This window comes from Alcaligenes sp. Lyrl_28, assembly GCF_051948705.1.
Taxonomy (GTDB): domain Bacteria; phylum Pseudomonadota; class Gammaproteobacteria; order Burkholderiales; family Burkholderiaceae_B; genus Alcaligenes; species Alcaligenes ammonioxydans.
Genome location: NZ_JAYJLG010000003.1, coordinates 1 through 25,401, shown reverse-complemented (window position 1 = coordinate 25,401; position 25,401 = coordinate 1). Strand labels below are relative to the sequence as shown.

Below are 25,401 nucleotides of genomic sequence, written 5' to 3'. Positions count from 1 at the left end.
TGCTTGAGCCGGCGCCGCCGCTGCTAACGCACTACCCCGGCTCAAAATTGACCGAATCAGTCGGAAAGATCAGAACCGGTGCGTCACACCCACCGTGGCAACCGTGCTCTTGAGGTCGCTGTAGTAGCCGATGTTGCGAGCGTAAGAGCCAATTGCATACAGGCTGGTGCGCTTGGACAAATTGTGCAAATAGCCCGCGCTGAACACATGTTGGGTCTTGGCATCATCCGTGCTGCGCGGTGTCGAACGTGGATCAGCCATCGTCCAGGAAGCCAGCACAGAACCTGCCTTGCCTGCCGGTACCGTCACGCCCAACGCATAGGAGTTGACCTTGAGGTCTTTATGCAAGCCGGGACCAAACTGCTCGGTTTGCAAGGAGCCGCCAATATACCCATTGCGGCTCTGACCAAAAGCGGCATGCAGCGTCGCAAAGCTGAACTTGTAGCTGGCAGCCAGGTTCCAGGCACTCACATTCCCGCTTTGGGCCGCCACCAGATTGCCGCCACGCTCGCGAGCAGAACCATAACGGGCCTGGTCAAAGCTCAGCGCGGCTTTCAAGGGACCATTGGTATAGCGCATGGCCACGCTGACGGCTTTCACGTTGGCCTCATCGCTGTTGATGGCATTGCCACTCAAACCACTGCGATCCCACTGCTGAGGTCCATTGGTGTTGAACGAGTAACCCGCACCGAACTGAAAACCGGAGAACTCGGGGCTCTGATAAGCCACCATATTGTCATAGCGAACCGTATTGGCCGAATCAAATGCCGCCCCGACGCCGTACTGATAGCCATTGCCACCAAACGGGCTGGCTACCCCCGCCACATACAGGGAAGTGACCGTCGTCTGACGACCCAGGTCAACACGCCCCCAGGACTCACCGCTCAAACCCAGACTTGCCTGACGGCCGAACAAGCGGCCTTGGCGCAGATTGCCAGTGCCCAGATCAAAGCCGCTTTCCAGCATGAAGTTGGCCTTGAGCCCGCCGCCCAGATCCTCGCTGCCCATCAGCCCCCAGCGGTTACCCATCCAACCCTGGTCATACAAGCCAAAACGACTGCGTTTGCCTGCCCCTCCCTTCATGTCGTCCCCTTTCCATTGTTCGTACCCCAGGCCCGTATCGACCACGCCATACAAGGTCACATTCGATGCAGCGAAAGCGGGAACTGCCAGTGCAGGCATCAGCAAAGCTGCCAAGATAGTTTTTTTCATGTTCTCTGTTCTCTGTAAACGTCTGAATGCCGGAGGACTTATGATTTTTTCCGGCCTTGTTGTTCAAGTGCTGAGCCAGCCTGCCGACAAAAAGTCCCGGCACGAGCTCACTGCACTCCCTCCTCTGTCTTGACAGCAAAACACCCCAACCGGCACATCTTGAGACGCGGCTCAAAACAGGCTGGATAGTTGAGACTCATATACTGCAAGCATTTATATTTCAGACATAAACAATATTGATGTCAATCAACTGGAACTCGCATATTTGCTGGGTTTTATCCGCATTTTCCCTAGTTTTCTCATCTGTCGAGAATTTTCCAAAAGCCAGCCAGCAAGCCGCAAAGCCTTTAAACAAACGGCTTGCAACCATATGCTACAAATCGGCTTGACTGATTTATTGACCGGACGGTATGTTCCTGCCGAAAAACTCAGGATTTACGCCTATTGCCAAGCCTGCTCCCCAGTTTGCGTCGATGAAATTCACTTTTTCTAAAAATAACGCTTTACAAACCCGCAACCTTCACTCTATAATTATTTTCTTTGCTGGTCCCCGATAGCTCAGTCGGTAGAGCGACGGACTGTTAATCCGCAGGTCCCAGGTTCGAGCCCTGGTCGGGGAGCCAAAAATACCAAAGCCCAGCTACGCAAGCAGCTGGGCTTTTCTACGTCTGGCCTGAACCAAGTTCCTCGTTCATTCAATAGGGCCAATCACAACCATCATCAGCCGTGCCTACTCGTGCGGGTGATAGACCGACTCCCACAGATCCCGCTTTATCGACGCTGCGCAACCCGTGGATTGACGCACCGGCCATCCCGCAACGCGGTTTACCCCATGCCAGGACCCGCAGCTCTTGAGCGCAGGCGATCTCCTTTTGTCAGTTATCAGGAGTAAAACGCTCGGCTCCCCCTCCATCCTCTACCTCAATCGCGTACCCAGCCACTCTTTATAATCTTTCCTGATCAGCACCGGCGTATGCACTGTTAAGTCCTGAACTCGTTCCAGTTAGGCATCAAGGATAAAACTCGTCGTGCGCAAGCGCTGATGCGCCAGGACGGCATAGACATGCCACCTATGAACTCCCTATACCTGCTCAGCCCTCAAAGCGCCCTGCCGTCTGCCCCTGCAAGCCGGCTCCCCAACGTGTTCGAACCTGCGCTCTTTCCTAAGCACTAAAAACGTCAACGCTCTTATTCAATACAAAGAGCCTGCACTGCGTATGCCCTCTTCGTCGTCAGGAACAAGCCGTGTTCATCACTGGAGAATTTCACGCCATCTGCTAGCGTAACTGGCGATAATGCAGCATCCAACCTTTTGTCCGGGTTTGTCACACCTGGGCCTATCGATTATTCCGTTGTTCGCACGCTTCTATGCTCGATACTCTTTTCCCCTTTTTAGGGGGACTTGGCCTGTTCCTGATTGGCATGATGCTTCTGTCCGAAGGACTGGTCGCGTTTGCAGGCGGCTCCCTCAAACAGATACTGCTGGCTTTTACCGGTCGCCCCATCAAAGCCTTTGCCTCTGGGGCGCTGATTACGGCACTGGCCCAGTCATCGACAGCCACGACCGTCACCTTGATCGGGTTTGTCAGTGCCGGGCTGATTTCCTTTACACAAGCCATTGGCGTGGTTATTGGTGCCAGCCTTGGCAATACCGCTACCGGCTGGATCATTTCTGGCCTGGGGCTGAAAGTGAATCTGGGTTTTTACACCCTGCCCTTAATCGGTCTGGGGGCTTTGCTCAAACTGCTGGCTCCGGGTCGTCACAAGGAACTGGGCCGTGCCCTGGCCGGCTTCGGCACCCTATTTCTGGGCTTGAGCATGTTGCAGGATGGCATGCAAGGTCTGGCGGCCAACTTCAGCCTGGCCCACTTGCCTGCCGGCGGTTATGGCGCTCACTTGTTGATCATGTTGACCGGGCTGGCCCTGACCGCGGTGCTGCAGTCCTCGACGGCGGCCATCGCCATGACCTTGACCGCGCTGGATGCAGGAGCCATCAGCTTTGACCAAGCGGCAGCCATCGTCGTGGGAGCCTCCATCGGCACCACCCTGACTGGCGTTCTGGTCGCTATTGGCGGCACAATCTATGCCAAACGCACAGCCATTGCCTATATCCTGTTCAACGTCATTGCCGGTTTGCTGGGCCTGCTGATTCTGCCGCTGTTTCTCAAAGCCATGTACGCCACCGGCTCTTATATCAATACCTCTCCCGGAGCCCTGGGCCTGGCGGCCTTTCACAGCCTGTTCATTGGCTTGGGCGCCGCCTTGTGCCTGCCCTTTACCCAGCCTTTTGCCCGCTGGGTACAAAAGCTGGTGCCTGACCGGGCTGCTCGCCCCCCGCATCATCTGGACGACAGCCTGCTGCAAGTGCCTGCCCTGGCACTGGAGACCACACAACGCACCTTGCAAGAGCAGGCACAACGTTTGCTGAACCTGTATCAGCACAGTCTGGCCATGAGCCGCCCCGATACGGCAGCAACCGATCTGCAGCAGATCGGGACTGTACTCGATCAGGCTTACGAGTTTGTCTTGCGCATTCCCAGCGCGGCGGATGATCCAGCAGTGGCCGCCCACATCAGCGCGCTTTTGCATGCCATCGATCATATGCAGCGCCTGCGTGGCCGCTTACAGTACCAGCCGGGCACGGATCTGCTGGACCAACGCTACCAGCACGCCCGGAGCCTGGCGTCAGAACTGACTACATTGGCTCAGCAAAGCCTGCATGCACAAGCCCCCGTTGACTGGCAGGAGCAAATGCAGATTCGGGCTCAGTCTCAGGCCCAATTGCTGGATACGGTACGCGGCCAGCTTCTGGCTGCCCCCCAAGGACAGGACGATGTCTCGCGCACGTTGCGAATCACAGATACTCACCGCTGGTTTGAGCGCAGCAGCCAGCACATCTGGCGCGCCAGCCATTACCTGGAACTGGCCCGTCAGGCCAAGCGCTGACCTCAGGGGCCCAGCCCCTGCCCGCCGATTTGCCCCCGCCGTGACAAACAAGAAGGGCGCAGGCGTGTTTTAACGTCAGCAGAAACCCAATAAACAGATACCAAGATTCACTCCGGCAGTCAGGATTCCCCCTTACAATCGCCTCAAATTCACGCTAATGGAAAACTTCCATGTCCACCCGGCCAAATCTACAATTCCATACTTTTTTGCTTTTGCTGGCCGCAGTCTCCGCCGCCTTTGTCTGGATACTTCTTCCTTTTTATGGCGCGGTATTCTGGGGAGCGGTGCTGGCCATTTTGTTTGCCCCCCTGCAGCGCAAACTCCTGGCCAAAACCAAAGGCCGCCGTTCCCTGTCAGCCCTGATCAGTCTGCTGATCATTATCCTGATTGTCATTATTCCGGTCATCCTGATCTCTATATCCCTGGTGCAGCAGATCGCCTCCTTATACGATCTGATGAACAGTGGCCAGTTAAATCCCGGAGCCTATCTACAAAAGATCCTCAGTGCCCTCCCCCCCAGCGTCCTTGACTTTGCCGCCCGCTTTGGCCTGCATGACACCGCTTCCCTGCAAGAAAAGTTTTCGCAGTTCGCCGTTCAGGGCGGCCAGTTCCTGACCAAACAGGCGCTCAATGTCGGCCAGAACACCTTCCAGTTCCTGGTCAGCCTGGGCATCATGCTGTACATGCTGTTTTTCCTGCTGCGCGACGGGGTAGAGCTAGGCCGTCACTACCGTCAGTTGATTCCACTGAGCGAGAACCAAAAGACTCATCTTTTCCGCAAGTTCACCACCGTGGTACGCGCCACCGTCAAAGGCAATATTGCGGTGGCCGCCACGCAAGGTGCGCTGGGCGGCGTCATGTTCTGGTTCCTGGATATTCAGGGCGCTCTGTTCTGGGGTGTCCTGATGGCTGTGCTTTCCTTGCTGCCCGCCGTGGGCGCATCGCTGATCTGGGCTCCCGTTGCCATCTACTTTTTCGTCTCGGGGCACTACGTCCCCGGGATTATCCTGACTACTTTTGGCATTATGGTCATTGGGCTGGTCGACAACCTGCTGCGCCCTTTGCTGGTCGGCAAAGACACCAAGATCCCGGACTACGTGATCTTGATCTCCACCCTGGGCGGTTTGTCGATTTTCGGCCTGAACGGCTTTGTGATCGGCCCGCTGATCGCCGCCATGTTCATCGCATGCTGGGATCTGTTTCCCTCGGCCATCAGCGCCCGGATTGAAGCAGAAGACCAGGAAAGCACCAACAAATAAAAACAGGCCGGCCTTATGGCTGGCCTGCTCGTCTTCACCATCAAGCATCTCAAGGGCGTGCTGAACACCGGTTTCATAAGGTGCCCAGCATGCCCAGCGCCGTATCTCAAGTCCGCAATACGGGCAAAAACACAATCCAGATATTGACCACGACGGCCAGGAACCAGACCAAGGAGCGCAAGGCTGCCTTGTTCATGATGTACATCAGCAAATACAAAACACGCAGCACAATCCAGGAAATCATCAGACTTTGCACACGCAGAGGATCGGCTCCTGACCACAAAGCCAACAACACCGCCGCAAAAAAGAAAGGCAAGGCCTCAAACGCATTGGCCTGAGCCGCATTGGCGCGCGCCCGCCAGCCTGTCAACCCCGCCAGCCAGGGCCGCGGGTCATGATTATCAAAACCTGAACCCCCCGCCTTGGCACAAACGGCGGCCAACCAAGGCAAGAAAGCCGCTACCACCAAACCAATCTTGATCCCTAGCATCATCATCCCCTTAACAGGCTGAAAACGCTCAACATAGCATGTTGCACCTTTCATGCGCACAGAGAATTTACAAACCAGAAAAAAACAGGATATACTTATCGTCTTAGGTTAGCCGATGTAGCTCAGTCGGTAGAGCAGCTCATTCGTAATGAGAAGGTCGAGGGTTCGATTCCTTTCATCGGCACCAGCTAATCTAAAACCATTGAAACCCAACAATCAATACTCATAAAATCAATGGTTTCGCTTTCCCATACCGAAAGCAACTGATAGGCGCACTTTATGAAGCCGCTTGCGCTACTCAGATTAAGTTCTCGATATATCCGCCATACATGCTTGGGGTTGCAGCCAAGCCTGCGTGCACCCTGCATCGTGCCCAAACGGCTAGCAGATGCTGGATGGCCTCCAGAACCTGGCTACCCCCCGTAAATTTCGACACGTTCATGCGGTGGAGCCTCTCGAAAAGAAGATTCCACGTCTGAGCACATCGTTTTTACAGAGGGTTCACCGCGTCAAGTTAGTGATGAAAACCGCCAGACTCGTCCTGCTTCCCCTGTACGGCAACGGGATGGGCGGAGAAATAATCCAGGCAACGACGGAAGTCATCCAGCAAAAGGGAAGCCAGGTCACGCGTCACACCATGGCGCACCAGGATGCGTTGGATCACTAGATCCTGACGATTGGCCGGCATGGAGTAAGCAGGTACTTGCCAACCGCGCGAACGTAAGCGATCGGCCAAGTCATACAGATTGAAACCCGGATTCACGCCATCCTTGATCTTCCAGCACAAGGCTGGAATACCTTTATCAGGATCACCGTCAAACAAGATCTCAAACGGACCCAACTTGCCAATCTCGCTCGCAAGATAACGTGCCGTGTCATAGCAAGCGTTCTGAATACGACGATAGCCCGCTTTGCCAAGACGCAAAAAGTTGTAGTACTGGGCCACGATCTGGCCGCCAGGCCTGGAAAAATTCAGTGCAAAGGTCGGCATGTTGCCACCCAAATAGTTCACATTGAATATCAACTCTTCAGGAAGATGGGCGGCATCACGCCAGAGCACCCAACCTACCCCCAGGGGGGCAAGCCCAAACTTATGACCCGAGGTGTTTATCGACACCACACGAGGAAGACGAAAATCCCACTGCAATTGAGGGGCACAAAAGGGAGCCAGAAACCCGCCACTGGCACCGTCAACGTGAATCGGGATATCCAGCCCCGTGTCTTGCTGCAATTTATCCAAGGCATCATGAACCTGCTTGACCGGCTCGTACTCACAGGTGAAGGTGACACCCAAGGTGGGCACCACACCAATGGTGTTTTCATCGACGCGTTTTAATACTTCTTCGGCACTCATAATGAGCCGACCCTCTTCCATGGGAATTTCACGCAATTCCACATCGAAATAACGCGCAAATTTATGCCAACAAATTTGCACAGGACCGCAAACCAGATTGGGCTTATCGGTCGAAAGTCCTGCCGCGCTGCGCTTCTTGCGCCATGCCCACTTAAGTGCCAGCCCCCCGAGCATGGCGGCCTCGGAGGAGCCCGTGGTCGAGCAACCCAAGGTGTTCTTCGCGTCCGGAGAGTTCCACAAGTCAGCAAGCATGTGCACGCAGCGTGACTCGATTTCGGCCGTCTGGGGATACTCATCTTTGTCAATCATGTTTTTGTCGATTGACTCGTCCATCAGCTTGTGGACTTCCTCCTCAACCCAGGTCTGGCAAAACGTCGCCAGATTCTGACGGGAGTTACCGTCGAGCATCAGCTCATCGTGGACTACCTGGTACGCGTGCCTGGGAGCGTGCTCATGTTCGGGCATTTTGTACTTGGGCATGGAGACCGACAAATCGGTGGACGCATAAACGTCATCGAGAAGGTCATTGCGGATATCATCCTTGGCGTGTAGAGGCATGGATTCCCTTTAGTAGTCGGTTGAAACAAAAGCTATTTATAAAAAATAGATACAGCAACGGTCGCGAACACTACCGGCATGACATTCGCACGGCTGGCCAATGACCTGAGTCCCGGTCACCGGCCAGCGCATTCATCACATGCCGCACTGATCTGTCAAAGCCGCATGGCGATCGATAAGTACAAGGGTCTTATTTCATCAACAGCACGATCACCATGCCCCAAAGGGTCAGTAAGGTATTGCTGATCGCATACGGCACCGTATAACCGAGCATCGGCACATTGCTTTTTGCGACATCGGCAACCATCGCCACCGAGGCAGTGCTTGTGCGCGCACCGCCGCAACACCCCAAATTAATCGCAGGATCAAAGCGAAAAATATATTTACCGATAAAAGGAGCAAGAATCATCGGGGTTGCTGTCGCGAATATGCCCCAGAAGAACAGCTCTATACCCACCTGCTTTACACCGTGAATAAATGTCGGACCAGCCGTGATCCCCACGACGGCGATAAATACATTCAGCCCTACCGAGTTCATGAACCAGAGCGTGGCACTGGGGACGCTGCCTAATTTGGGCTTAAAGCTACGCAGCCAACCAAACACCAAACCGGCAATAAGCGCTCCGCCCGAGGTGGACAGTGTGATGGGCACCCCTGCCACCGGCACCACAATGGCGCCCACAAGACCACCAATGACGATGCCAAAGCCAACAAACACCATGTCAGTCACACTGGTCGGGCGATCCGCAAAGCCAAAAGCGTCAATAACCGCCTCCACGTGCTTGCGGCTACCACTGATGCTGACAATATCGCCCCGGTGCAGCTTGGTTTGCGCCTGTACGGGAATATCAACGCCCATAGAGCCTCGACGAATACGCGTCACATACACACCCCGTGCCTCGGGTCGTTTGGAGAGCTCCAGTAATGTTTGATTGTTTGCCGCCTTGCTCGTGACGACCATATCAATCGACTCAATAGGAATTTGCAGCAACTCCCTATCGGCCACTTCCTCGGCGCGGTTGGACCAGTCAACCAAGGCCTCATGACGCCCTGAAACCGCAACGATATCGCCCACTTGCAATACGGTATTGTCGTCAAATGGAATAATCTTTCCATCGCGGCGAAGATTCTCTAAAAAAAGTCGCTCACCAGACAGGGCTTCAGCTTGTTTAACGGTCTTGCCAGCAATAAAGTTCGGTGTGCTCAACTCGTAAGCACGAACAATGTGCTGATGCCATGCCGATTGAATGCCGCCCTCGGGGGCTCCGGCCGACATTTCTTTCTCATAACGAGCACACTCTTTTTGCAGGTCAATGCCAAGCAACTTGGGCCCAAGGTAAGCAATGACCCAGCCGGTGCCCAAGGTGCCGAACAAGTAGGTGACCGCATAGGCTACTGGGATGGCATCCAGTTGGGCCTGTATCTCCGTGGGCGACAACTCCAGTCGATTGATCGCGTTGGTGGCCAAACCGATGGAAGCGGAGATCGTTTGTGAGCCGGCCAGTAAACCGGCTGCCAGGCCGGGGCCATAGCCCGACAGCACCGCGGCCAGATAGACGAACAATAAACACAAGCACGACACGACAACGGCAAACACTGCCTGAGGCAGACCATCGTTGGCCACCCCCCGCACAAACTGCGGCCCGACGCCAAAGCCCACCGAAAACAAAAACATAATGAAAAAGACGGATTTGATCTGCGATGAGATCTCGATGTCGAGCTGTCCAATCAGCACGCCCGCCAGCAAGGTTCCAGTAACCGAGCCCAGACTAAAACTGCCTAGTTTTCTTCCGCCTACCCAATACCCAGCTGCCAATGCCAAAAAAATGGCCAACTCAGGGTAGCTACGCAAGGTTTGCTCTACCCAGTTCCAAATCAACATATTGAGCCCCTTAAGTGCACGAATTCAGGTCAGACCGGCCATAGCCGGTGCTGACCTTCTGCCCGGTTTAAGTCGTTAAACTTTCAATAACTGCAGGCCACGACTCGCTTCATAGCCGTGCACTTCCTTCACATCGAGCTTACGCATGAACTCAATGGTTTCGGCACTGATGACTTGTCCAGGCACCAGAATAGGAAAACCGGGAGGATAAGGAATCACCATCTTGGCTGACACCATAGGAGGCCCCTCGCGCAGCCGACGATCGCACTCCGGACTATTCAAACCCACGTACTCGCAATTGGTCTCTTCCCAGCTCAGGAAAAATGCATCACGAATCCTGCCTTCAACGGCTACATCGCCATTGCTGTCTTGACGAAAACTTTCATGAAAGTGACTGAAGTTTGGCAGGTCAGGAACATCGTTCATGAGGCTATCGACACGCTCTTGAAAGTGCTGACGCCCCACGTCTCCGGTTTTGTGTAGTTGATGATCCACTTCGCAGGTAATTTCCAACAAAACACGAATTAAATGCGCGACGTCACTGCGCGTATTGTTGATGTTGGACTGCAGCAAGACCGAATTGCGGGATGTCTTGTTCAGCTGGATATCAAAACGATCCGCCAATAACTGCTTCAGTTGAGTGCCATCAAAACCCGCCGTTCCACACACCAAGGTGATGCGGGTGGGGTCAAGGAAAAACTCATCGTCCCGGATACTGGTGACGGCATCGTCCCAGTTCGTGCCCGGCGCTAAAAAGTCCTTGAAATTGCTCTGGCGGTACTCGGGCGGAATCATGTCGTCTGCGCCCAGCACTCGAAAATAACGCGAAATCATCGGGTGCTTGTTCACCTGGCTGCGAATGTCCAAGGCAATTTGAATGGCATTGTTCACCAAGCCATAGCCTTCCAGCTCCATCTGGCGGCGAGCGACATCAATAGAGGCGATAAGTTGCTGATTGGGGCTTGTTGTAGCGTGCGTGAATATCGCCTCGTGCAGTTGCGGCTCAATGCGATAAAAGTCCACATCCTTGACCAGCACCATGGAACCTTGGCGAATGGCCGACATCGACTTGTGTGTGGAATTAGTTTGATATACCCGCAGGCGAACCAGTCGAGGATCCGGAACCAGATTGGCCTGCATCAGTTCATCATCGCTTGGAGTCTCGCCCAGCTCTTGCTGCTGACGCTCGTAGTGCTGCAGCGACGCCGGATCTTCCAACCAATTTTCAATGTAAGCCGCCGCCCCCATGGCCGTTCTGGGACGCAGGAACGGCGACCAGTGCGCAAATCCAAACCAGGCCTCGTCCCAAAGAAAGACAAGATCAGGCTTGATCGCCAAACATTCCATCATGACGCGCCGGGTGTTGTACACATGACCATCAAAGGTGCAGTTGGTCAGATCAACAGCACGCACCCTGTCCAGCTTGCCCTCTTGTTTCAGCTTCAGTAAGGCGCGCTTGATGTTCTTGAGCGGAACCGCACCATACATGGAGTACTCGCGCATCGGGAACGCTTCGACATAGTAGGGCAACAACCCGCCCAGAACCATGCCGTAGTGGTGCGATTTGTGGCAGTTTCGATCAACGATAATGATATCGCCGGGTCGCGCAATCGCCATCAATACCATCTTGTTGGACGTGCTGGTTCCATTGGTAACGAAAAAACAATGCTCAGCGCCAAACGCCTTGGCAGCGCGCTCCTGGGCTTTTTTGATATTGCCCGTAGGTTCCAGAAGGCTGTCCAGGCCGCCAGTCGTGGCAGAGGACTCGGCCAAGAACAGATTCAGGCCATAGAATTCGCCCATATCGCGTATCCAGTCCGATTTGAAGACGGATTTACCGCGGGCAATGGGCAAGGCATGAAAAGTGCTGACAGGCTTGCTGGCATAGCGCTTGAGATTGTCAAAAAAAGGAGTTTCGTACCGATCACGAACCCCCTCTAAAATTGACAAATGCAGCTCCATGGGCTCCTCGACCGCATAGAGTACGCGGCGCAGACACTTGGCACGCTCATCACTTGCCACCTCCTCGGGACGCAAATCGGAGAGCAAATAAATATCGAGCTCCGGACGGTAGCCCGCCAAGGTGACCGCCAGTTGCAAGGCCAAACGACTGTCGTCGAAATGAACATCAAGCTCTTTCATGGCTTGATCCAGGATAGGAACTGGCTGTTTGCTCTTAAAGCCAATGCCTTCAAAAATGGCAACCGCACAAATATTACTGTTTACCGCAATAGCACAAAATGCGTCCTGGAAATTGTCGACGACCACAGGCTCATACACAAAGTCGTCTTCTTTACGACGCTGCGCACGCAAAAGCTGAACATTGCGCTCGACGCGAGCACTATTGGCTGGTGCCACAATCAACACTTCAAAGTAAGGACGCCCACCGCCCAAACCGTCTACGTCCTGACGAATATCCCTAAAGTGGTCCCCATCAGGCGTGGCCTCCCACTCGCGCGCATCATCTTTGTAATAGCGTGCCAGGATGGCGAATGAGATTCGGGTCGCCAACTCCAGAAAAGCATCCAAACGTTCGAATTCAAGATGGCCAGACAGGGTGTCCATAAGATGACGCCCCGGATAAGCATGCAGCACTTCCAGATTTCGCAAGTGAAGAAACTTTTCACGAACCTCTTGTCCGTCGACTTCCTTACGCGACCATCTTTTAGTAGCAAACAAGAGTTCACGCCATAGATCGGAGCGCACAGTACCCAAGGAAAAAATCTGGTCAATCGAGGATGGGGCTGGTGTGACATCTAACTTCATGTGTTGGCTCCTGTGCCGTGGTTACTAGCAGGTAGATGAGATAAATGTGACCAAAGACGCTTGAATACTATTGTCAGATTCTTATTAAAAAACCCGGTTGTTAAAGGAGTGTGATCACTATAGCTGAGAGCCAAAAAAATTTATAAATACAAAACAAAAAATCAATTATTTAGGTGAAAACCATTATCCGCCACTACCGAATCTGAGCAATGAGAACCATTCCAGTCTGATACTGAAATCCGGCTTGCATTCGTTGAGGTGCCTGAACCGATACGCTGAAGTCGGCATGCCAGACCCAGATAGGCAAAACAAGTGCCTTAGCCCCCGAAAACGCGCCTATTAACGGGCGTTGTGCAAGGGTCGGCACAAAACATATAAAAATGAATAAAAAGAGTGTGATGGAACCGGTGAGCAAGGTGCACGCGTGATTTTCATCCCAAGAACCTTTTGAGTTGAGGCTTGTTGTCAAAACCTCAAACGTACACAGGAGCCTCGAATTAAAAGTGCACTAAAACTCACAGGTTAGTCGTCAGAGGCGGGAAACTATCGCGAGGGCAATAAGCGGGGAGAGCCCAAATGTCACCATACGAATTCGCATACTGTCTCAGGCGTTCATGGCACCATCAAGTCGGTCTACTCTTGGGGGTAAAAAAACAACATCTTGCAATCGGAAACGCCAAATGGAAGTCTTTTTTACGCATCCGAAACGGAGGCACCGTGTTGTGCAATTCGTCGGCATCAGCACGACTTCAGCCCCTAAAACGCCGTGGACCACGCCACGATCCGCCTGTGGAGATGACCGCTCCAACAACGTTCTATGTCTTGCCCACCGGCAACGACCTTGCAGCGATGGTGAAATGCAACGCCCGCCACCTAAACGAGCAGTCCACCTTGTGCGTGCTGCAGATCTGCAGCACAAGGGTCTTACACAGCAGTGCCTACGGCAACATGCAGTTTGCCGTTCGCCCCCTTAACGGAGGGAACGGCACCTGGCTTTGAGAAGAAACTGCTTCACCCGCGCCCTGAATGCTGCCCTGAGCTTGTCAAGACCACCTTGCTGACGCGAGCAATACGCTGGCCGGCTTATTCGGTAGCGCCAATGGCTTTGAGGCCTTCGGCTGCGCAGGCAGCATCAATATCACCAGAAGGCGCTCCGCCTACACCGATACCACCCACCAGCACCTGATCCACCTTGATGGGCAACCCGCCACCCTGAATAACCATACGCGAGTCCATATCCCGCAAACCATCGTTGGCCGGTTTGCTGGCGATAAACTCGGCCAGACCCGCTGTGCTGCGGCCCATAGCCGCAGAGGTAAATGCTTTACCTTGCGCGCTGCTGACCGTGTGTGGGCCCGAGTTATCGGCTTTCAACAACACTTTGGTCGCCCCGTCTCGGGCGACAACCGCCACGCTGACCTGATGACCTTGTGCTGCGCAGGTCTTCAAGGCGGCCTGCGCGGCCTGGGTGGCCAGTTCCAGTGGCAGGTATGGCGCGCTGGGCAGCGCTGGGGCGGCAGAGGCCATGATAGGAGCACACAACAGAGCGGCGACAGAGAATGTACGAATCATGTGATTTCCTTTCCTGGTTAGAACGAACAAGCAAAGCTTACCGCTCAAAAAAGAAGAAACCTATTCGTAGACCTCACACTCCTCTACGTAGTTATACCGAGTGGTTTTTTTCGCCCTTATCCTTTAGTGCTTCCTTCCAACCATAGACGAGTGAGCTCCGCCTGTGATGTGGTGCCCAGTTTGGCGCCAATAGAAACACGGTGGGTATCGATCGTACGCGGTGAAAGGCACAAGGCCTCTGCAATCTGCCGGGTCGTAAAGCCTTGGGCCACCAACTCCAGTATCTGGCGCTCGCGCGGAGTAAGTGAAGCCAACAACTGCAATGTTTCCGCTTGCTGTGCCTGTTCTCGCAAATGGCGATCGAGCACATCATGCCCTTTTTGTATGGCGTCGATCAGATCCTGCTCATCAATAGGCTTGGATAAAAAATCGACGGCCCCATTTCGAAAAGCACGACGACAGGCGTCGATATCGCCATGGCCCGAGATCACAATCGTTGGCCAATCGATACCCCTGTCACGCAATTGCTCCTGCAGTTTCAAGCCCGAGATGACCGGCATACGGATGTCAAGAATCAAACATCCGGGGGCCAGTTTGGCTACCTGCGCCAGAAATCCCTGGGGGTCTGCAAACTCCGTAACGTGAATATCGACGGTAGACAAAAGCAGGCTCAAGGCGCGACGCACGGCCTCATCATCGTCAAGCAAATAAACGGGATACCTCATCCAGCAGACTCCATAGGCTCATGTTTTACCGGCAGGATAATCCGGAATGTCGTCTCGGGCGCATCCTCGAGCAAAAACACCTCACCATGAGCACGCTCTATCAGCCGCTGGCTCAATGCCAAACCAAGCCCAGTCCCATCGGGCCGACTGGTCGTAAAGGGCGTAAACAGGCTGTCCCTGAGCGCCGGCAGAACACCGGGGCCGTTATCAGCAACATCAATAATCAGCTGCGTATCTGTTTGATTAAGGCTTACGGTCACCTGGCCTGCTTCTTGCCCGGTCACGGCGTCCAGACCATTACGTACAAGATTGAAAATGACTTGTTCCATTTCCACAGGGTCCGCCTCAACCAGCACCGGATAGGAGGGCAACTCAAACATCAGCCGTGTCTTGCTCAGGGCTGCCTGAGATGCCAGTAAGGCGCGTACATTATGCAAGGCGTCGCGAATATCAAAGCAGCCTACACTCAGCGCCTGGGGACGCGACCAGTTGCGAAACCGCTCCAGAATGGCCGATGCTCGCTTCGCTTGTGCAACCGTCTCATCGAGCACCGGTAACAAGGGCGTGCTGCTTGACTGAGCAACAATCCGTCGACTGGCTTGAGTCTGCGCCAAAATAGCTGTCAGGGGCTGGGTCAGTTCATGGGCCAGGCCACTGGCCATCTCTCCCAGTGCATTGACTCGTGATGCGTGGGCCAGACGAGACTCCAGGGCGCTTAATCGCGCCTGCTCAAGCGCCAGCCGGGTGCGCACGCGCTGACGCCAGGCGGCCAAGACAACAAGATATGCCGCACTTAGCAGCAACAACACCAGTGTCGTTTCCGCCATAGGAAAAAGATCAGCGGGACCCAGTGCCATCCCCGTCGCAAGAATCAAGGGCTGGGAGGGACTGGCCAGCGCCTTGGAAAAGTACAGCTCAGCGTCTGATCCGGCCTGGCCCACAAGCAAAGGGCCCTTGGGCAGTGACAGGCGTAGAAACACGCCCGGCTCCGACCAGAAATGACTGGCATCGGCCAGCAGTTGTCTAGCGTCAATCACCAGCATCAGGCCATAGCGCGCATCAGCAGTGTTCGGGCTTCGTTTGCCCAATATATAAAAGCCGTGACGCTCAGGGTCCGCCATCAGCACCATCTGTCCCTGTGACCTCAACACCGACTCACGCAACAAGGCCGTCGTCTCGGGCGACAAAGCGCCAAGCCCGACGGGCTTCTTGCCCACTGCCAACGGGATCAGCTGTATGTCGACGATACGCGGGTAAAAATGCGCAATCGTTGCGGCAACATCCAGGAACAAGGTGTGCCCCGGATCATCCGTGGCGTTGGCAACAGCGGATAAAGCAGTTAAATGGGCATCATGCTGATCTGCCCGTTGTGAAGCCAGCCTGTAGAGAACATTGCTTTCGGTCTCCAGAGTACTGAGCAAGGATTGATAGCGCCAGCTCGCCAGGGCACCCGCCGCGAGCACCACTAACAAGCCCCAGACAAGCAGAGCGCGAATCGCAAATCGGGAGTTTAAAGGGCGCAGCAATGCCATAAACGAAGTTCAGTTGTTCTGGAGAGCAGTCTGTAGAGCATCAGAAAAGCAAAGTGAGACACGGCCCCTTTGGAAGCGAGCCTCCAAAATACCTTAAAACGGCACGGTCAGGCGGCTACATTGCATTTTGCATGAAAATGCATGGCTGCTAGTACCGGGGCAATCTCATACCGCACTATATTGGTGGAGAAAAATCCGAACTCGGGTGGCGAAGAACAGAAAGAATCCAGCCGGTTTGCAGCTGGGGCCAATCTGGGCTCGAAACCGTATGGACTTGAACAATCCCGTTTGAACTTTTTCTATTTATCCGCAGCATTGCAGGAGACATGATGAACACCTGTCAACTACTGATCAATGGCCAGCTTCGTGACGCCAGCGGTCACCAGACTTTTACACGTCAGAACCCCGTTACTGGGCAGACCGCAACGGTGGCCGCAGCCGCTCAGCCTGAGGATGTGCAGGCTGCCCTGCAAGCGGCCGAACAGGCCTTTGTGCATTGGTCAGCCCTGGGTCCGACCGAGCGCCGCTTGCGCCTGCTCAAAGCAGCGGAGCTGCTGGACGAACGTGCCGCCGAGTTCATCGCCACCGTACGCCAGGAAACAGGTTCTACAGACTCTTGGTATGGTTTCAACGTGCAGTTGTCGGCCAACATCTTGCGTGAGGCTGCGGCCATGACCACGCAGATTGACGGGGCCGTCATCCCCTCGGATCTGCCCGGTAGCCTGTCGATGGGCTATCGCGTCCCCTGCGGCGTGGTGGTGAGTATCGCCCCGTGGAATGCACCCGTGATCCTGGCCACCCGGGCCATAGCCATGCCCCTGGCTTGCGGAAACACCGTCATTCTCAAAGCCTCCGAACGATGCCCGGCCACGCATGTCTTGCTGGGACAAGTGCTCAATGACGCCGGTGTGGGAGCGGGCGTGATCAACGTCATTACTCACGCTCCCGACGATGCGGCGGCGGTGGTCGAGCAGCTCATCGCCCACCCGGCCGTCAAACGCATCAACTTCACCGGCTCCACCAAAGTTGGCAGGATCATCGCCGCCACCGCCGCCCACTACCTCAAACCCGTCCTGCTAGAGCTGGGAGGCAAAGCACCGGTCATTGTGTGCGAAGACGCCGATCTGGAGCAGGCCGTCGCCGGCGTCGCCTTTGGCGCTTACTTCAACCAAGGGCAGATTTGCATGTCCACCGAACGCCTTATTGTGCATGAAGCGATTGCTTCTTCTTTTCTGGACAAACTGGTGGCCAAAATCAAGACCATCGCCGTGGGCTCGCCCGACCAGACAGACACACGCTTTGCCTATCTGGAAAGTGCCGAGTCAGCACAGCGCATCAAGTCCTTGGTAGAGGACGCGCTTGCCAAGGGGGCCACCCTGCCCTTGCCCCTGAAAATCGAGGGTGCTCTGATGCATCCGCTGATCGTCAATGACGTTACCCCCGAGATGCAGCTCTATGCCACGGAGTCATTTGGCCCGGTCGTCACCATGACCCGCTACCGCGAGGACAGCGAGGCCATCCGATTGGCCAACGACAATGAATACGGCTTGGCTGCTGCCGTATTTACGCAGGACGTGAACCGGGGTCTGGCCATCGCCAGACAGATCCAAAGCGGCATCTGTCATATCAATGGCCCCACCGTCCATGATGAGGCCCAGGCTCCCTTTGGGGGCATGAAAGCCAGCGGCTATGGCCGTTTTGGCAGTAAATCCGCCATCAATGAGTTCACCGAACTGCGCTGGATTACCGTCCAGACCACACCTCGCCAATACCCGCTGTAAGTCTGGCCCCGCAGGCTCGCGCCTCCCCCTGAGCGCGCTACGACGCTTGGCTGGCCCTTGGCTTTGAACCGATACCAGCGCAGGACCGAGGGCTACTACGGCCCCCCGGTCCTGCGGTTACGCACACAGATACTGATCCACCAGCTCTATCCAATGCTTGACCGGCGTGCGCCCTGCTCCATTCAAATGATTCCCACAGGCCATATTGGCCGTAACGATCAGATCTGGTTTGCTGCTCTCCAAGGCATCCATTTTGCGCTCACGCAGGCGTCCCGCAATCTCGGGCTGCGTCAGGGAATACGTGCCTGCCGAACCACAACATAAGTGGCTATCGGGCACTGCCCCCAGATCAAAGCCCAAGCGGGTCAACACCGCTTCGACTCGCCCGCCCAGTTTCTGCGCATGCTGCAAGGTACACGGACAATGAAAGGCCAGACGCGGACGGGTTTGCGTATTCAAGCACTGCTCCAGGGGCAACTCGTCGAGCACTTCAACCAGATCCTTGGCCAGCTCACTGACGCGGCGGGCCCGTTCCGCATAGACCGGATCATGCTTGAAGAGGTCTACGTACTCTTTCACAAAAGCACCGCAGCCGCTGGAGGTCTGCACGATTGCCAAAGCGCCCTGCTGGATCTGGGGCCACCAGGCGTCGATATTGCGACGTGCCTGCTGCAAACCCTGCTCTTGCGCACCCAGATGAAAGGAGGAAGCACCGCAACAGCCTGCCTGAGCAATCGGTGTCACACTGATGCCCAAGCGATCCAGCACCCGGGCGGTCGCCGCATTAATGGAAGGAGCCATGGCTGGCTGCACACAGCCCTCCAGCATCAGAACACGTTGGCTATGCCGGGGTGCGGGGCGCGTCAGATCCGCCGTTTGCTTGGGTGGAATTTTTTCCTGCAAGGATGAGGGCAGCAAGGGGCGCATGGCTCGCGCCACCCCGAGCAGGGCCCCCACCCGGCCCGGCTCGGGCAGAATTTGCGTCAGGGCCACACGCATGGCACGTGCTTTTAAAGAACGCTTTACTTTGGGTTCCAATGCCGCTCGCCCTATGTCCAGCAGGTTGTGATACTTCACACCCGACGGACAGGTGGTTTCACAGTTGCGACAACTCAGACAACGATCCAGATGGTGCTGGGTCAGTTCCGAGGTGGCATTGCCTTCCAGGAACATTTTGATCAGATAAATGCGGCCTCGCGGACCATCGAGCTCGTTGCCTTGATCCAAGTAGGTCGGACAAGTGGCATTGCAAAACCCGCAATGCACGCAGGAGCGCAAAATGGCTTCAGCCTGCTCGGCTTGCGGCAGTTGCTGAGCCCATGGTGTCAGTTGTGTTTGCATGTGGACTCCGCAGAGCGAAATAAACGGCCTGGATTGAATATATGAGCGGGATCTAGTTGCTGTTTTAAGCGCTGATGCCACTGCAACAACGCAGCGGGCAGCTCATCATTCCCGGCATCAGGCCCGCTCCAGCATCGCGCGTACCCCTGCAGGGCCCGCGCCTGTTCGTGAATCAGCTCGGCTGGAGCCTCAGACTTGAGCCAGAGCTGAGTTCCACCCCAATCGAGCAGTACCTCACCCGGCCAGCTTTGCACGGGCGCATCCACCGGTACGGCAATACGCCACAAATTCCCTGCCTGCTTAAAGAAATCCAGGCGCTGTTCACATAAATCATCCCAGTACGTCAGGTCGAGTTCCTCGCCACCTATTTGCTCCTGGGCCAACTGTACGGAACTGTCTCCGCCTTCCAGGCGCAGATGCAGACGGCCATCCTGCCAGGCCGCTCCCATGACAGGACGGCTTTGATCGCGCCATTGACGCAGCAAACCCGCCACATCCTGCTGTGCCACCTCCAAGACCCGTGCCGCGCGGCGTCGTGGGCGCGGCAACACCTTGAAGGAAACTTCCGTAATCACTCCCAGACAACCCTGAGCGCCCACCATCAAACGTGACACGTCATAGCCAGCCACGTTCTTCATCACCTGACCGCCAAAGCGCATGTGAGTGCCCATTCCACTAATCAGACGACAGCCCAGCACATAATCACGCAAGGCCCCCACCCAGGGACGGCGCGGTCCTGACAAGCCGCAAGCCGTTGCTCCTCCCACTGTCGCACGACCGTCAAACACGGGGGGCTCAAAGGGCAGACACTGCCCTTGTTCATTCAGGACGGCCTCCAGAGCCTTCAAGGACGTTCCCGCACGCACCGTCACGACCAGCTCGGCCGGGTCATAATCGACCACGCCCTCATGGCCAGCCAGGCTCAAGGCCTGACCCTGTACTGCTTTGCCCAAAAAGGCTTTGGAATCTCCGCCCACGATACGCAAGGCCGTGCGATCTGCCAGCGCCTGCTTGACCTGCTCGAGCAGCTCGGCACTGCGATCCTGATTGATCTGTTCTACGGTATTCATCAGAAACGCTCCAGCTCAGGAAAGGGCACTTGTCCGTGGTGAATATGCATGCCGCCCATTTCCGCGCAGCGATGCAAGGTGGGGATGTTCTTACCGGGATTGAGCATGGTCTTGGGATCAAATGCCGCTTTAATGGCATGAAAGAATTGCAGCTCATCCTCATTGAACTGCACGCACATCTGATTGATTTTTTCTCGACCCACGCCATGCTCGCCGGTAATGGTGCCGCCCACTTCCACGCATAGTTCAAGAATCTTGCCGCCCAAAGCTTCAGCCCGCTCCAGCTCGCCTGGCTGGTTGGCATCAAACAGGATCAGCGGGTGCATATTGCCATCGCCCGCATGAAAAACGTTGGCGACGCGCAAGCCATATTCCTCGGACAACTCGGCCGTTTTTTTCAGCACATACGCTAGCTGGCGACGCGGAATCGTGCCGTCCATGCAGTAATAGTCCGGTGAGATGCGCCCCACGGCGGGAAAGGCATTCTTGCGTCCGGCCCAGAAACGCTGTCGTTCCTGCTCATCGCGTGCTACCCGCACTTCTTGCGCACCGGCTTTGAACAACACCTGTTCAACCCGGGTCACATCGTCCTGCACATCCTCGACTGCACCATCGATTTCACACAGCAAAATCGCCTGGGCATCGACAGGGTAGCCAGCGTGGATAAAGTCTTCGGCAGCGCGAATGGACATTTGATCCATCATTTCCAGTCCTGCTGGCACAATGCCTTGAGCGATGATCTGTGCCACCGCGTCAGCGGCTTTTTCCACATCGTCGAAACTGGCCAGCAGCACCACCGTACACGGTGGGCGCGCCAGCAGCTTGACCGTGATTTCCGTCACAATACCCAGCATGCCTTCAGAGCCGGTGAACAGGGCCATCAAGTCAAAGCCGGGGCTATCCAAGGCTTCCGAGCCCAGAATCAGTCGTTCGCCCGTGACGGTAATGACTTCCAGCCGCAAGATATTGTGTACAGTCAGGCCGTATTTCAGGCAGTGAACGCCGCCGGCATTCTCCGCCACATTGCCGCCAATTGAACAGGCAATCTGCGAAGAGGGGTCCGGCGCATAATACAGTCCAAAAGGCTGCGCGGCCTGAGAAATTGCGATATTGCGCACGCCGGGCTGTACACGGGCAATTCCGGCTACCGGGTCCAGATCCAGAATCTGGTTCAGCCGGGCCATCACCAGCAAAATACCCTGCTCCAGCGGCATGGCACCACCGGACAAGCCCGTACCCGCACCGCGAGCCACTACGGGCACGCCAACCTCATGGGCCAGACGCATCACCGCCTGCACCTGCTCCACATTACGGGGCAGCACCACCAGCAAGGGTTTACTGCGATAGACGCTCAAGCCGTCACACTCGTAAGGGTGCAGTTGCTCGTCGGTATGCAGTACCTCCAGGCCGGGAATATCATCACGTAAACGGCTAAGCAGCTGCATCTTGTCCACGCGGGGCAGCACGCCGTCCAGTTTTTCGTCGTAGCGCAAACTCATGACGCCTCCTGTCTTTAAAGTCTCCTAAAGCCGATGGTCTTTGATGACGATGAGCTTGTCCAGCCACTTGCCTACTGGTCCGACCAGTTTTTACCCTAAGCAGCTCTCAGGGTTTATCTTTACACTTAAAAATCAGACAGATAGATAATCAGCTTGCTATCATTGACTCAGGCACACAACTGGTCCGACCACGTATGAAAATGCAGGAGTCCCGACGTCTGGAGGCAACCGCGGAACTGGTTGCCCAACGTATTGAAACCTTGATCATGGACGGCGTCCTCAAACCGGGGCAAGCACTGCCTTCCGAGCGACAACTGACGCAGAGACTCACGGTATCTCGCTCTGCCCTGCGTGAGGGGCTGCAAGTACTACGAGCACGGGGGCTGATTGAAACGCAGCATGGCAAAGGCTCTTTCGTCGCCAATCTGATTGACTCCAGCGTCAGCACGCCGTTGGAACACCTGCTGCAAGCACAGGGACGCACGCTGTACGATCTACTGGAAGTACGCGAACTACTGGAGAGCGAAGCAGCGCAACTGGCTGCTGCCCGAGGTACGGAAGCCGATCACATCATGATTCGGAGGCGCTTTCAGGAACTGGAAGATCTGCAGATGCAGGATGCTGCGCCGGAACAAATTGCTCGGGCTGACCATGCTTTTCATTCAGCGATCTGTGAGGCGTCACACAACCCGGTGCTGGTACACATGATCAGCCTGTTCAATGAGCTGATGCTGTCCACGGTACGCGTATCCGTGCAGCACCTCTATCCCGATCATGACTCCAAACGCAGGCTGGACAGGCAGCATGCCCGGTTATGCAATGCCGTCACGCAAGGTCAAGCGGACTTGGCCCGGCGAGCGGCTAAAGAACATATAGATGGGATACGGCGGCAACTACAGGAGATGGAAGCCAAACAGGTGCGCCTGGAGCATGCCCGGCAACGTCTGAATGGCCTCTAGGTTTATTTCGCCAATAGATTGGCCAGCATATAGCCCGATCCAGCCCCAGTCCCCGCACCGGGCCAGGTCGAAGCTCCGCACAAATACAGATCCTTGATCGGCGTTTTGTATTTGGAGTAACCGGCGACCGGGCGGAAGAAGAAGTTCTGATCCAGGTGATGGCTACCCGAGAGATTATCACCCCCAATCAGATTCGCATTGAACTGCTCCAGATCCTGGGGGGACATGACATGGCGGGCCAGAATCTGGCTACGCAAACCAGGCGCATAGCTTTCAAGCAGATCCAGAACCCGTTCGGCGTATGCGTCTTTCAGCTGTGCCCAGTCACCTGCAGCCATCTTGCCGGCAGCGTCGCCCTTGACCTGAGCAGGCAGCACTCGCACTTGAATCCACAAGGTGTGTTTACCCTCTGGAGCACGAGAAGGATCAAGAGCCGTACCTTGTCCAACCACCAACACAGGCTCGGCAGGCAACAAACCGGCGGCTGCTTCGGCATAGACACGACTCATCATGGCCAGATCGGGTGCCAGATGCACGTAGGAGAAACGCTGCAACTCGGCACCAGCTTTCCAGTCGGGCAGGCCATCCAGTGCCAAATGGATCATCATGGTCCCCAGCCCCGGCCGGAACGCATCCACTTTCTTCTGATATTCCTTGGGAACAGCAGCAGATTGCACCAGGCGACCAAAGACCAGCTGAGGATTCAGATTCGCGATCACTGCCTTGTCTGCTTTCAGATGACGCCCATCGGCCAGAACAACGGCCCTGGCACGACCATTCTCTTGCTCAATTGTTTGCACAGGGGCATTCAACAGCAACTCCCCACCCAGCTCCTGCAACAAGCTCGTCATGGCGCGGATTATCGTATCAGCACCGCCCTGCCCGATCACCATACCGAAGGCTTGATTAGCCATGGATTCCAGATAAGGGAACAAGGCACCGCCGGCGGTGTCTGGGGTGAAATCCACATGCAGCCCCCAAGCTGCCATCATGGCTTTTAATGAGTCGCTCTCGAAATGGCGGTCCAAAAAGTCACGGGGTGTCGCCAGCAGCAATTGCATCAACTCCGCAACACCATCCTTACCCAGCTCACGCCAGCTTGTCCACGCGCTTTTGAACAAAGCCAAGGAAGGCATAGGACTACCCAAGACCGCAAACAGATGAGGAGCTTTGCGCTGAAAGTCCTCCAGCATGCTCTGCCAGGCCTGCGCGTCTTTTTCAGAGACGGCTCGAATCCGCTGTAAAGTCGTTTCCAGATCCGTGCTGACGCCCAAATAGCGTTGATCCCGGAACACACTGGCAAAGCAGTGTTCTGCGGGGACGAAGGCCAAGCCATGGCGGACCAACGCATCCTTATGACGTTGAAAAAATGCAGAACCTGCAAAGGAGGACAGGTTCATGGCGCACACATCATGCTTGAAGCCTGGCAAAGTCAGTTCCTGAGTGCTAACCGCACCACCTGCCGAGCTTTTGGCCTCCACGACCAGAACCTTCCAGCCTTTGCTGGCCAACTCCACGGCAGCCGCCAATCCATTATGCCCCGCGCCAATTATGATCGCGTCTACTGCTGTCTCTCCACCCACGGGCAACTCCTTTAGCTCTAAAGTATTTATCCGTATTCTACGGTGCAACGGGGAAACTGAGTAGGAATTTCAGAGCGCATCAAGGGTGGATCGGCAGAACGAACTTAGACAGTGGTCTGGGCACCTTCTACAGACAGACGGGCGCCAGAGCCTGCAGCTGGGAGGCGCTGCCTTGGTCTGAGCTGACGCTGGTAAGCAGCTCAGCAACTAAGACTGAGGCTGAGACTAAGCCTCACGGAGCGCCGGAGCAGTAGCTTGTGGTCAATAGCCAGACAGACAGACAGACAGACAGACAGACAGACAGATAGACAGATAGATAGATAGATAGATAGATAGATAGATAGATAGATAGATAGGCCGACTACGGAATTGTGAATAAGCTGCTAGCAGTCAACAACTCGATGAAGCCAGCGGCTCAAGGCGTGTTTGGATCACCGAACGCCAAACATCGTCACTACCCGAGGTGGGCAGCAGAAGAAGAAGAAGAAGAAGAAGAAGAAGAAGACAACAGCCGCACAAAAGGGGAACACCAGTTACTCGCAACGCACGCTAAGAGGAAAAAGCACTAAGCGTAGCGCGATCACCCGGCAGATAGACAACGGCTTGATGCGAGAGGCTGAGGTTCAGCAAGCCGCTAAGGCTGAACCCGCCCCTCGCAGGGCTGCCATCGTACAGGTAGCACCCGCAGAGGACTAAACATCAACTCTCAAGCCCAGGAAGCATACGCAATGACCAACCCCCTCGGCTTGGGCCAAGAGGCGTAGTCTGCAACAAGAAGGGATAGGCGGTGCCCAGAACGGGCTTTGGGGAGGGGGGTGGTACGTCTGAAGTCGTAACCCAGGGGCCAGACGATCAGCATCGTTCCGGTGCAC

17 protein-coding genes and 2 tRNA genes are annotated in these 25,401 nt (G+C 55.5%); 7 read left to right on the top strand and 12 right to left on the bottom strand.

What is annotated here, in order from left to right; all coding sequences use genetic code 11:
• Positions 1-69 precede the first annotated feature (69 nt).
• The gene (locus VF694_RS07860) at positions 70-1,212 is read right to left on the bottom strand and encodes a porin (RefSeq protein WP_003804735.1); all 1,143 of its coding nucleotides are present in this window, start codon (positions 1,210-1,212) and stop codon (positions 70-72) included.
• Between the two features lie 547 nt (positions 1,213-1,759).
• On the opposite strand from VF694_RS07860, the gene VF694_RS07855 reads away from it, so the two are divergent.
• From VF694_RS07855 to VF694_RS07845, 3 genes are all read left to right on the top strand, one after another.
• A tRNA-Asn gene (locus tag VF694_RS07855) sits at positions 1,760-1,835 on the top strand.
• Positions 1,836-2,580: 745 nt separating this feature from the next.
• Positions 2,581-4,158, top strand: a complete 1,578-nt coding sequence (locus tag VF694_RS07850; RefSeq protein WP_039943999.1) for a Na/Pi cotransporter family protein — start codon at positions 2,581-2,583, stop codon at positions 4,156-4,158.
• A gap of 170 nt (positions 4,159-4,328) precedes the next feature.
• A complete protein-coding gene (locus VF694_RS07845) occupies positions 4,329-5,417 on the top strand; it encodes an AI-2E family transporter (RefSeq protein ID WP_003804737.1) in 1,089 nt (362 codons plus the stop codon).
• A 106-nt stretch (positions 5,418-5,523) separates the two neighbouring features.
• Here VF694_RS07845 and VF694_RS07840 read toward each other — a convergent pair whose 3' ends face one another.
• Positions 5,524-5,907: an MAPEG family protein gene (locus VF694_RS07840; protein ID WP_003804738.1), complete on the bottom strand. Its 384-nt coding sequence runs from the start codon at positions 5,905-5,907 to the stop codon at positions 5,524-5,526.
• 111 nt (positions 5,908-6,018) lie between these two features.
• Here VF694_RS07840 and VF694_RS07835 point away from each other — a divergent pair.
• A tRNA-Thr gene (locus VF694_RS07835) sits at positions 6,019-6,094 on the top strand.
• 327 nt (positions 6,095-6,421) lie between these two features.
• Here the strand turns inward: VF694_RS07835 and VF694_RS07830 are convergent.
• The 6 genes from VF694_RS07830 to VF694_RS07805 all read right to left on the bottom strand — a co-directional run bounded on the left by VF694_RS07830 (position 6,422) and on the right by VF694_RS07805 (position 16,296).
• Positions 6,422-7,819, bottom strand: a complete 1,398-nt coding sequence (locus VF694_RS07830; protein ID WP_440164048.1) for a glutamate decarboxylase — start codon at positions 7,817-7,819, stop codon at positions 6,422-6,424.
• Positions 7,820-8,009: 190 nt separating this feature from the next.
• Positions 8,010-9,701: an aspartate-alanine antiporter gene (aspT, locus tag VF694_RS07825; RefSeq protein ID WP_440164047.1), complete on the bottom strand. Its 1,692-nt coding sequence runs from the start codon at positions 9,699-9,701 to the stop codon at positions 8,010-8,012.
• A gap of 75 nt (positions 9,702-9,776) precedes the next feature.
• Positions 9,777-12,467, bottom strand: a complete 2,691-nt coding sequence (locus tag VF694_RS07820; protein WP_426345624.1) for a decarboxylase — start codon at positions 12,465-12,467, stop codon at positions 9,777-9,779.
• Positions 12,468-13,550: 1,083 nt separating this feature from the next.
• Positions 13,551-14,039 carry a GlcG/HbpS family heme-binding protein gene (locus VF694_RS07815; protein WP_440164046.1) on the bottom strand — a complete coding sequence of 163 codons (489 nt, stop codon included), beginning with the start codon at positions 14,037-14,039 and terminating at the stop codon, positions 13,551-13,553.
• Positions 14,040-14,155: 116 nt separating this feature from the next.
• Entirely contained in the window at positions 14,156-14,764 is a 609-nt protein-coding gene (locus tag VF694_RS07810) for a response regulator transcription factor (RefSeq protein WP_240209359.1), read from the bottom strand.
• A complete protein-coding gene (locus VF694_RS07805; protein WP_426345623.1) occupies positions 14,761-16,296 on the bottom strand; it encodes a sensor histidine kinase in 1,536 nt (511 codons plus the stop codon). Before VF694_RS07805 ends, VF694_RS07810 begins: the two co-directional genes overlap by 4 nt.
• Positions 16,297-16,625: 329 nt before the next feature.
• Here VF694_RS07805 and VF694_RS07800 point away from each other — a divergent pair, with 329 nt between their 5' ends.
• Positions 16,626-18,077, top strand: a complete 1,452-nt coding sequence (locus VF694_RS07800; protein WP_059317922.1) for an aldehyde dehydrogenase — start codon at positions 16,626-16,628, stop codon at positions 18,075-18,077.
• Positions 18,078-18,194: 117 nt separating this feature from the next.
• Here the strand turns inward: VF694_RS07800 and glcF are convergent, their stop codons facing one another.
• From glcF to glcD, 3 genes are read right to left on the bottom strand one after another with little or no spacing between them, the layout of a single operon-like run.
• On the bottom strand, positions 18,195-19,418 hold the full coding sequence (gene glcF / locus VF694_RS07795; protein ID WP_003804749.1) for a glycolate oxidase subunit GlcF: 1,224 nt from the start codon (positions 19,416-19,418) through the stop codon (positions 18,195-18,197).
• Complete coding sequence (glcE, locus tag VF694_RS07790; protein ID WP_440164045.1) at positions 19,403-20,488, bottom strand: glycolate oxidase subunit GlcE; 1,086 nt, start codon at positions 20,486-20,488, stop codon at positions 19,403-19,405. The genes glcF and glcE overlap by 16 nt, the downstream gene beginning before the upstream one ends.
• On the bottom strand, positions 20,488-21,987 hold the full coding sequence (gene glcD, locus VF694_RS07785; RefSeq protein WP_059317924.1) for a glycolate oxidase subunit GlcD: 1,500 nt from the start codon (positions 21,985-21,987) through the stop codon (positions 20,488-20,490). The genes glcE and glcD overlap by 1 nt, the downstream gene beginning before the upstream one ends.
• Positions 21,988-22,181: 194 nt before the next feature.
• Between glcD and glcC the strand changes: the two genes are divergently transcribed.
• Positions 22,182-22,946, top strand: a complete 765-nt coding sequence (gene glcC, locus VF694_RS07780) for a transcriptional regulator GlcC (RefSeq protein ID WP_059317925.1) — start codon at positions 22,182-22,184, stop codon at positions 22,944-22,946.
• 2 nt (positions 22,947-22,948) lie between these two features.
• On the opposite strand, the gene VF694_RS07775 is transcribed toward glcC, so the two are convergent.
• A complete protein-coding gene (locus VF694_RS07775) occupies positions 22,949-24,529 on the bottom strand; it encodes a phytoene desaturase family protein (protein WP_440164044.1) in 1,581 nt (526 codons plus the stop codon).
• A 371-nt stretch (positions 24,530-24,900) separates the two neighbouring features.
• On the opposite strand from VF694_RS07775, the gene VF694_RS07770 reads away from it, so the two are divergent.
• On the top strand, positions 24,901-25,098 hold the full coding sequence (locus tag VF694_RS07770) for a hypothetical protein (protein WP_440164043.1): 198 nt from the start codon (positions 24,901-24,903) through the stop codon (positions 25,096-25,098).
• Positions 25,099-25,401: the final 303 nt, after the last annotated feature.

Coding starts and splice junctions, on each gene's coding strand:
- VF694_RS07860 (WP_003804735.1), bottom strand. CDS start 1,212: ATGAAAAAAACTATCTTGGCAGCTTTGCTGATGCCTGCACTGGCAGTT.
- VF694_RS07850 (WP_039943999.1), top strand. CDS start 2,581: ATGCTCGATACTCTTTTCCCCTTTTTAGGGGGACTTGGCCTGTTCCTG.
- VF694_RS07845 (WP_003804737.1), top strand. CDS start 4,329: ATGTCCACCCGGCCAAATCTACAATTCCATACTTTTTTGCTTTTGCTG.
- VF694_RS07840 (WP_003804738.1), bottom strand. CDS start 5,907: ATGCTAGGGATCAAGATTGGTTTGGTGGTAGCGGCTTTCTTGCCTTGG.
- VF694_RS07830 (WP_440164048.1), bottom strand. CDS start 7,819: ATGCCTCTACACGCCAAGGATGATATCCGCAATGACCTTCTCGATGAC.
- aspT (WP_440164047.1), bottom strand. CDS start 9,701: ATGTTGATTTGGAACTGGGTAGAGCAAACCTTGCGTAGCTACCCTGAG.
- VF694_RS07820 (WP_426345624.1), bottom strand. CDS start 12,467: ATGAAGTTAGATGTCACACCAGCCCCATCCTCGATTGACCAGATTTTT.
- VF694_RS07815 (WP_440164046.1), bottom strand. CDS start 14,039: ATGATTCGTACATTCTCTGTCGCCGCTCTGTTGTGTGCTCCTATCATG.
- VF694_RS07810 (WP_240209359.1), bottom strand. CDS start 14,764: ATGAGGTATCCCGTTTATTTGCTTGACGATGATGAGGCCGTGCGTCGC.
- VF694_RS07805 (WP_426345623.1), bottom strand. CDS start 16,296: ATGGCATTGCTGCGCCCTTTAAACTCCCGATTTGCGATTCGCGCTCTG.
- VF694_RS07800 (WP_059317922.1), top strand. CDS start 16,626: ATGAACACCTGTCAACTACTGATCAATGGCCAGCTTCGTGACGCCAGC.
- glcF (WP_003804749.1), bottom strand. CDS start 19,418: ATGCAAACACAACTGACACCATGGGCTCAGCAACTGCCGCAAGCCGAG.
- glcE (WP_440164045.1), bottom strand. CDS start 20,488: ATGAATACCGTAGAACAGATCAATCAGGATCGCAGTGCCGAGCTGCTC.
- glcD (WP_059317924.1), bottom strand. CDS start 21,987: ATGAGTTTGCGCTACGACGAAAAACTGGACGGCGTGCTGCCCCGCGTG.
- glcC (WP_059317925.1), top strand. CDS start 22,182: ATGAAAATGCAGGAGTCCCGACGTCTGGAGGCAACCGCGGAACTGGTT.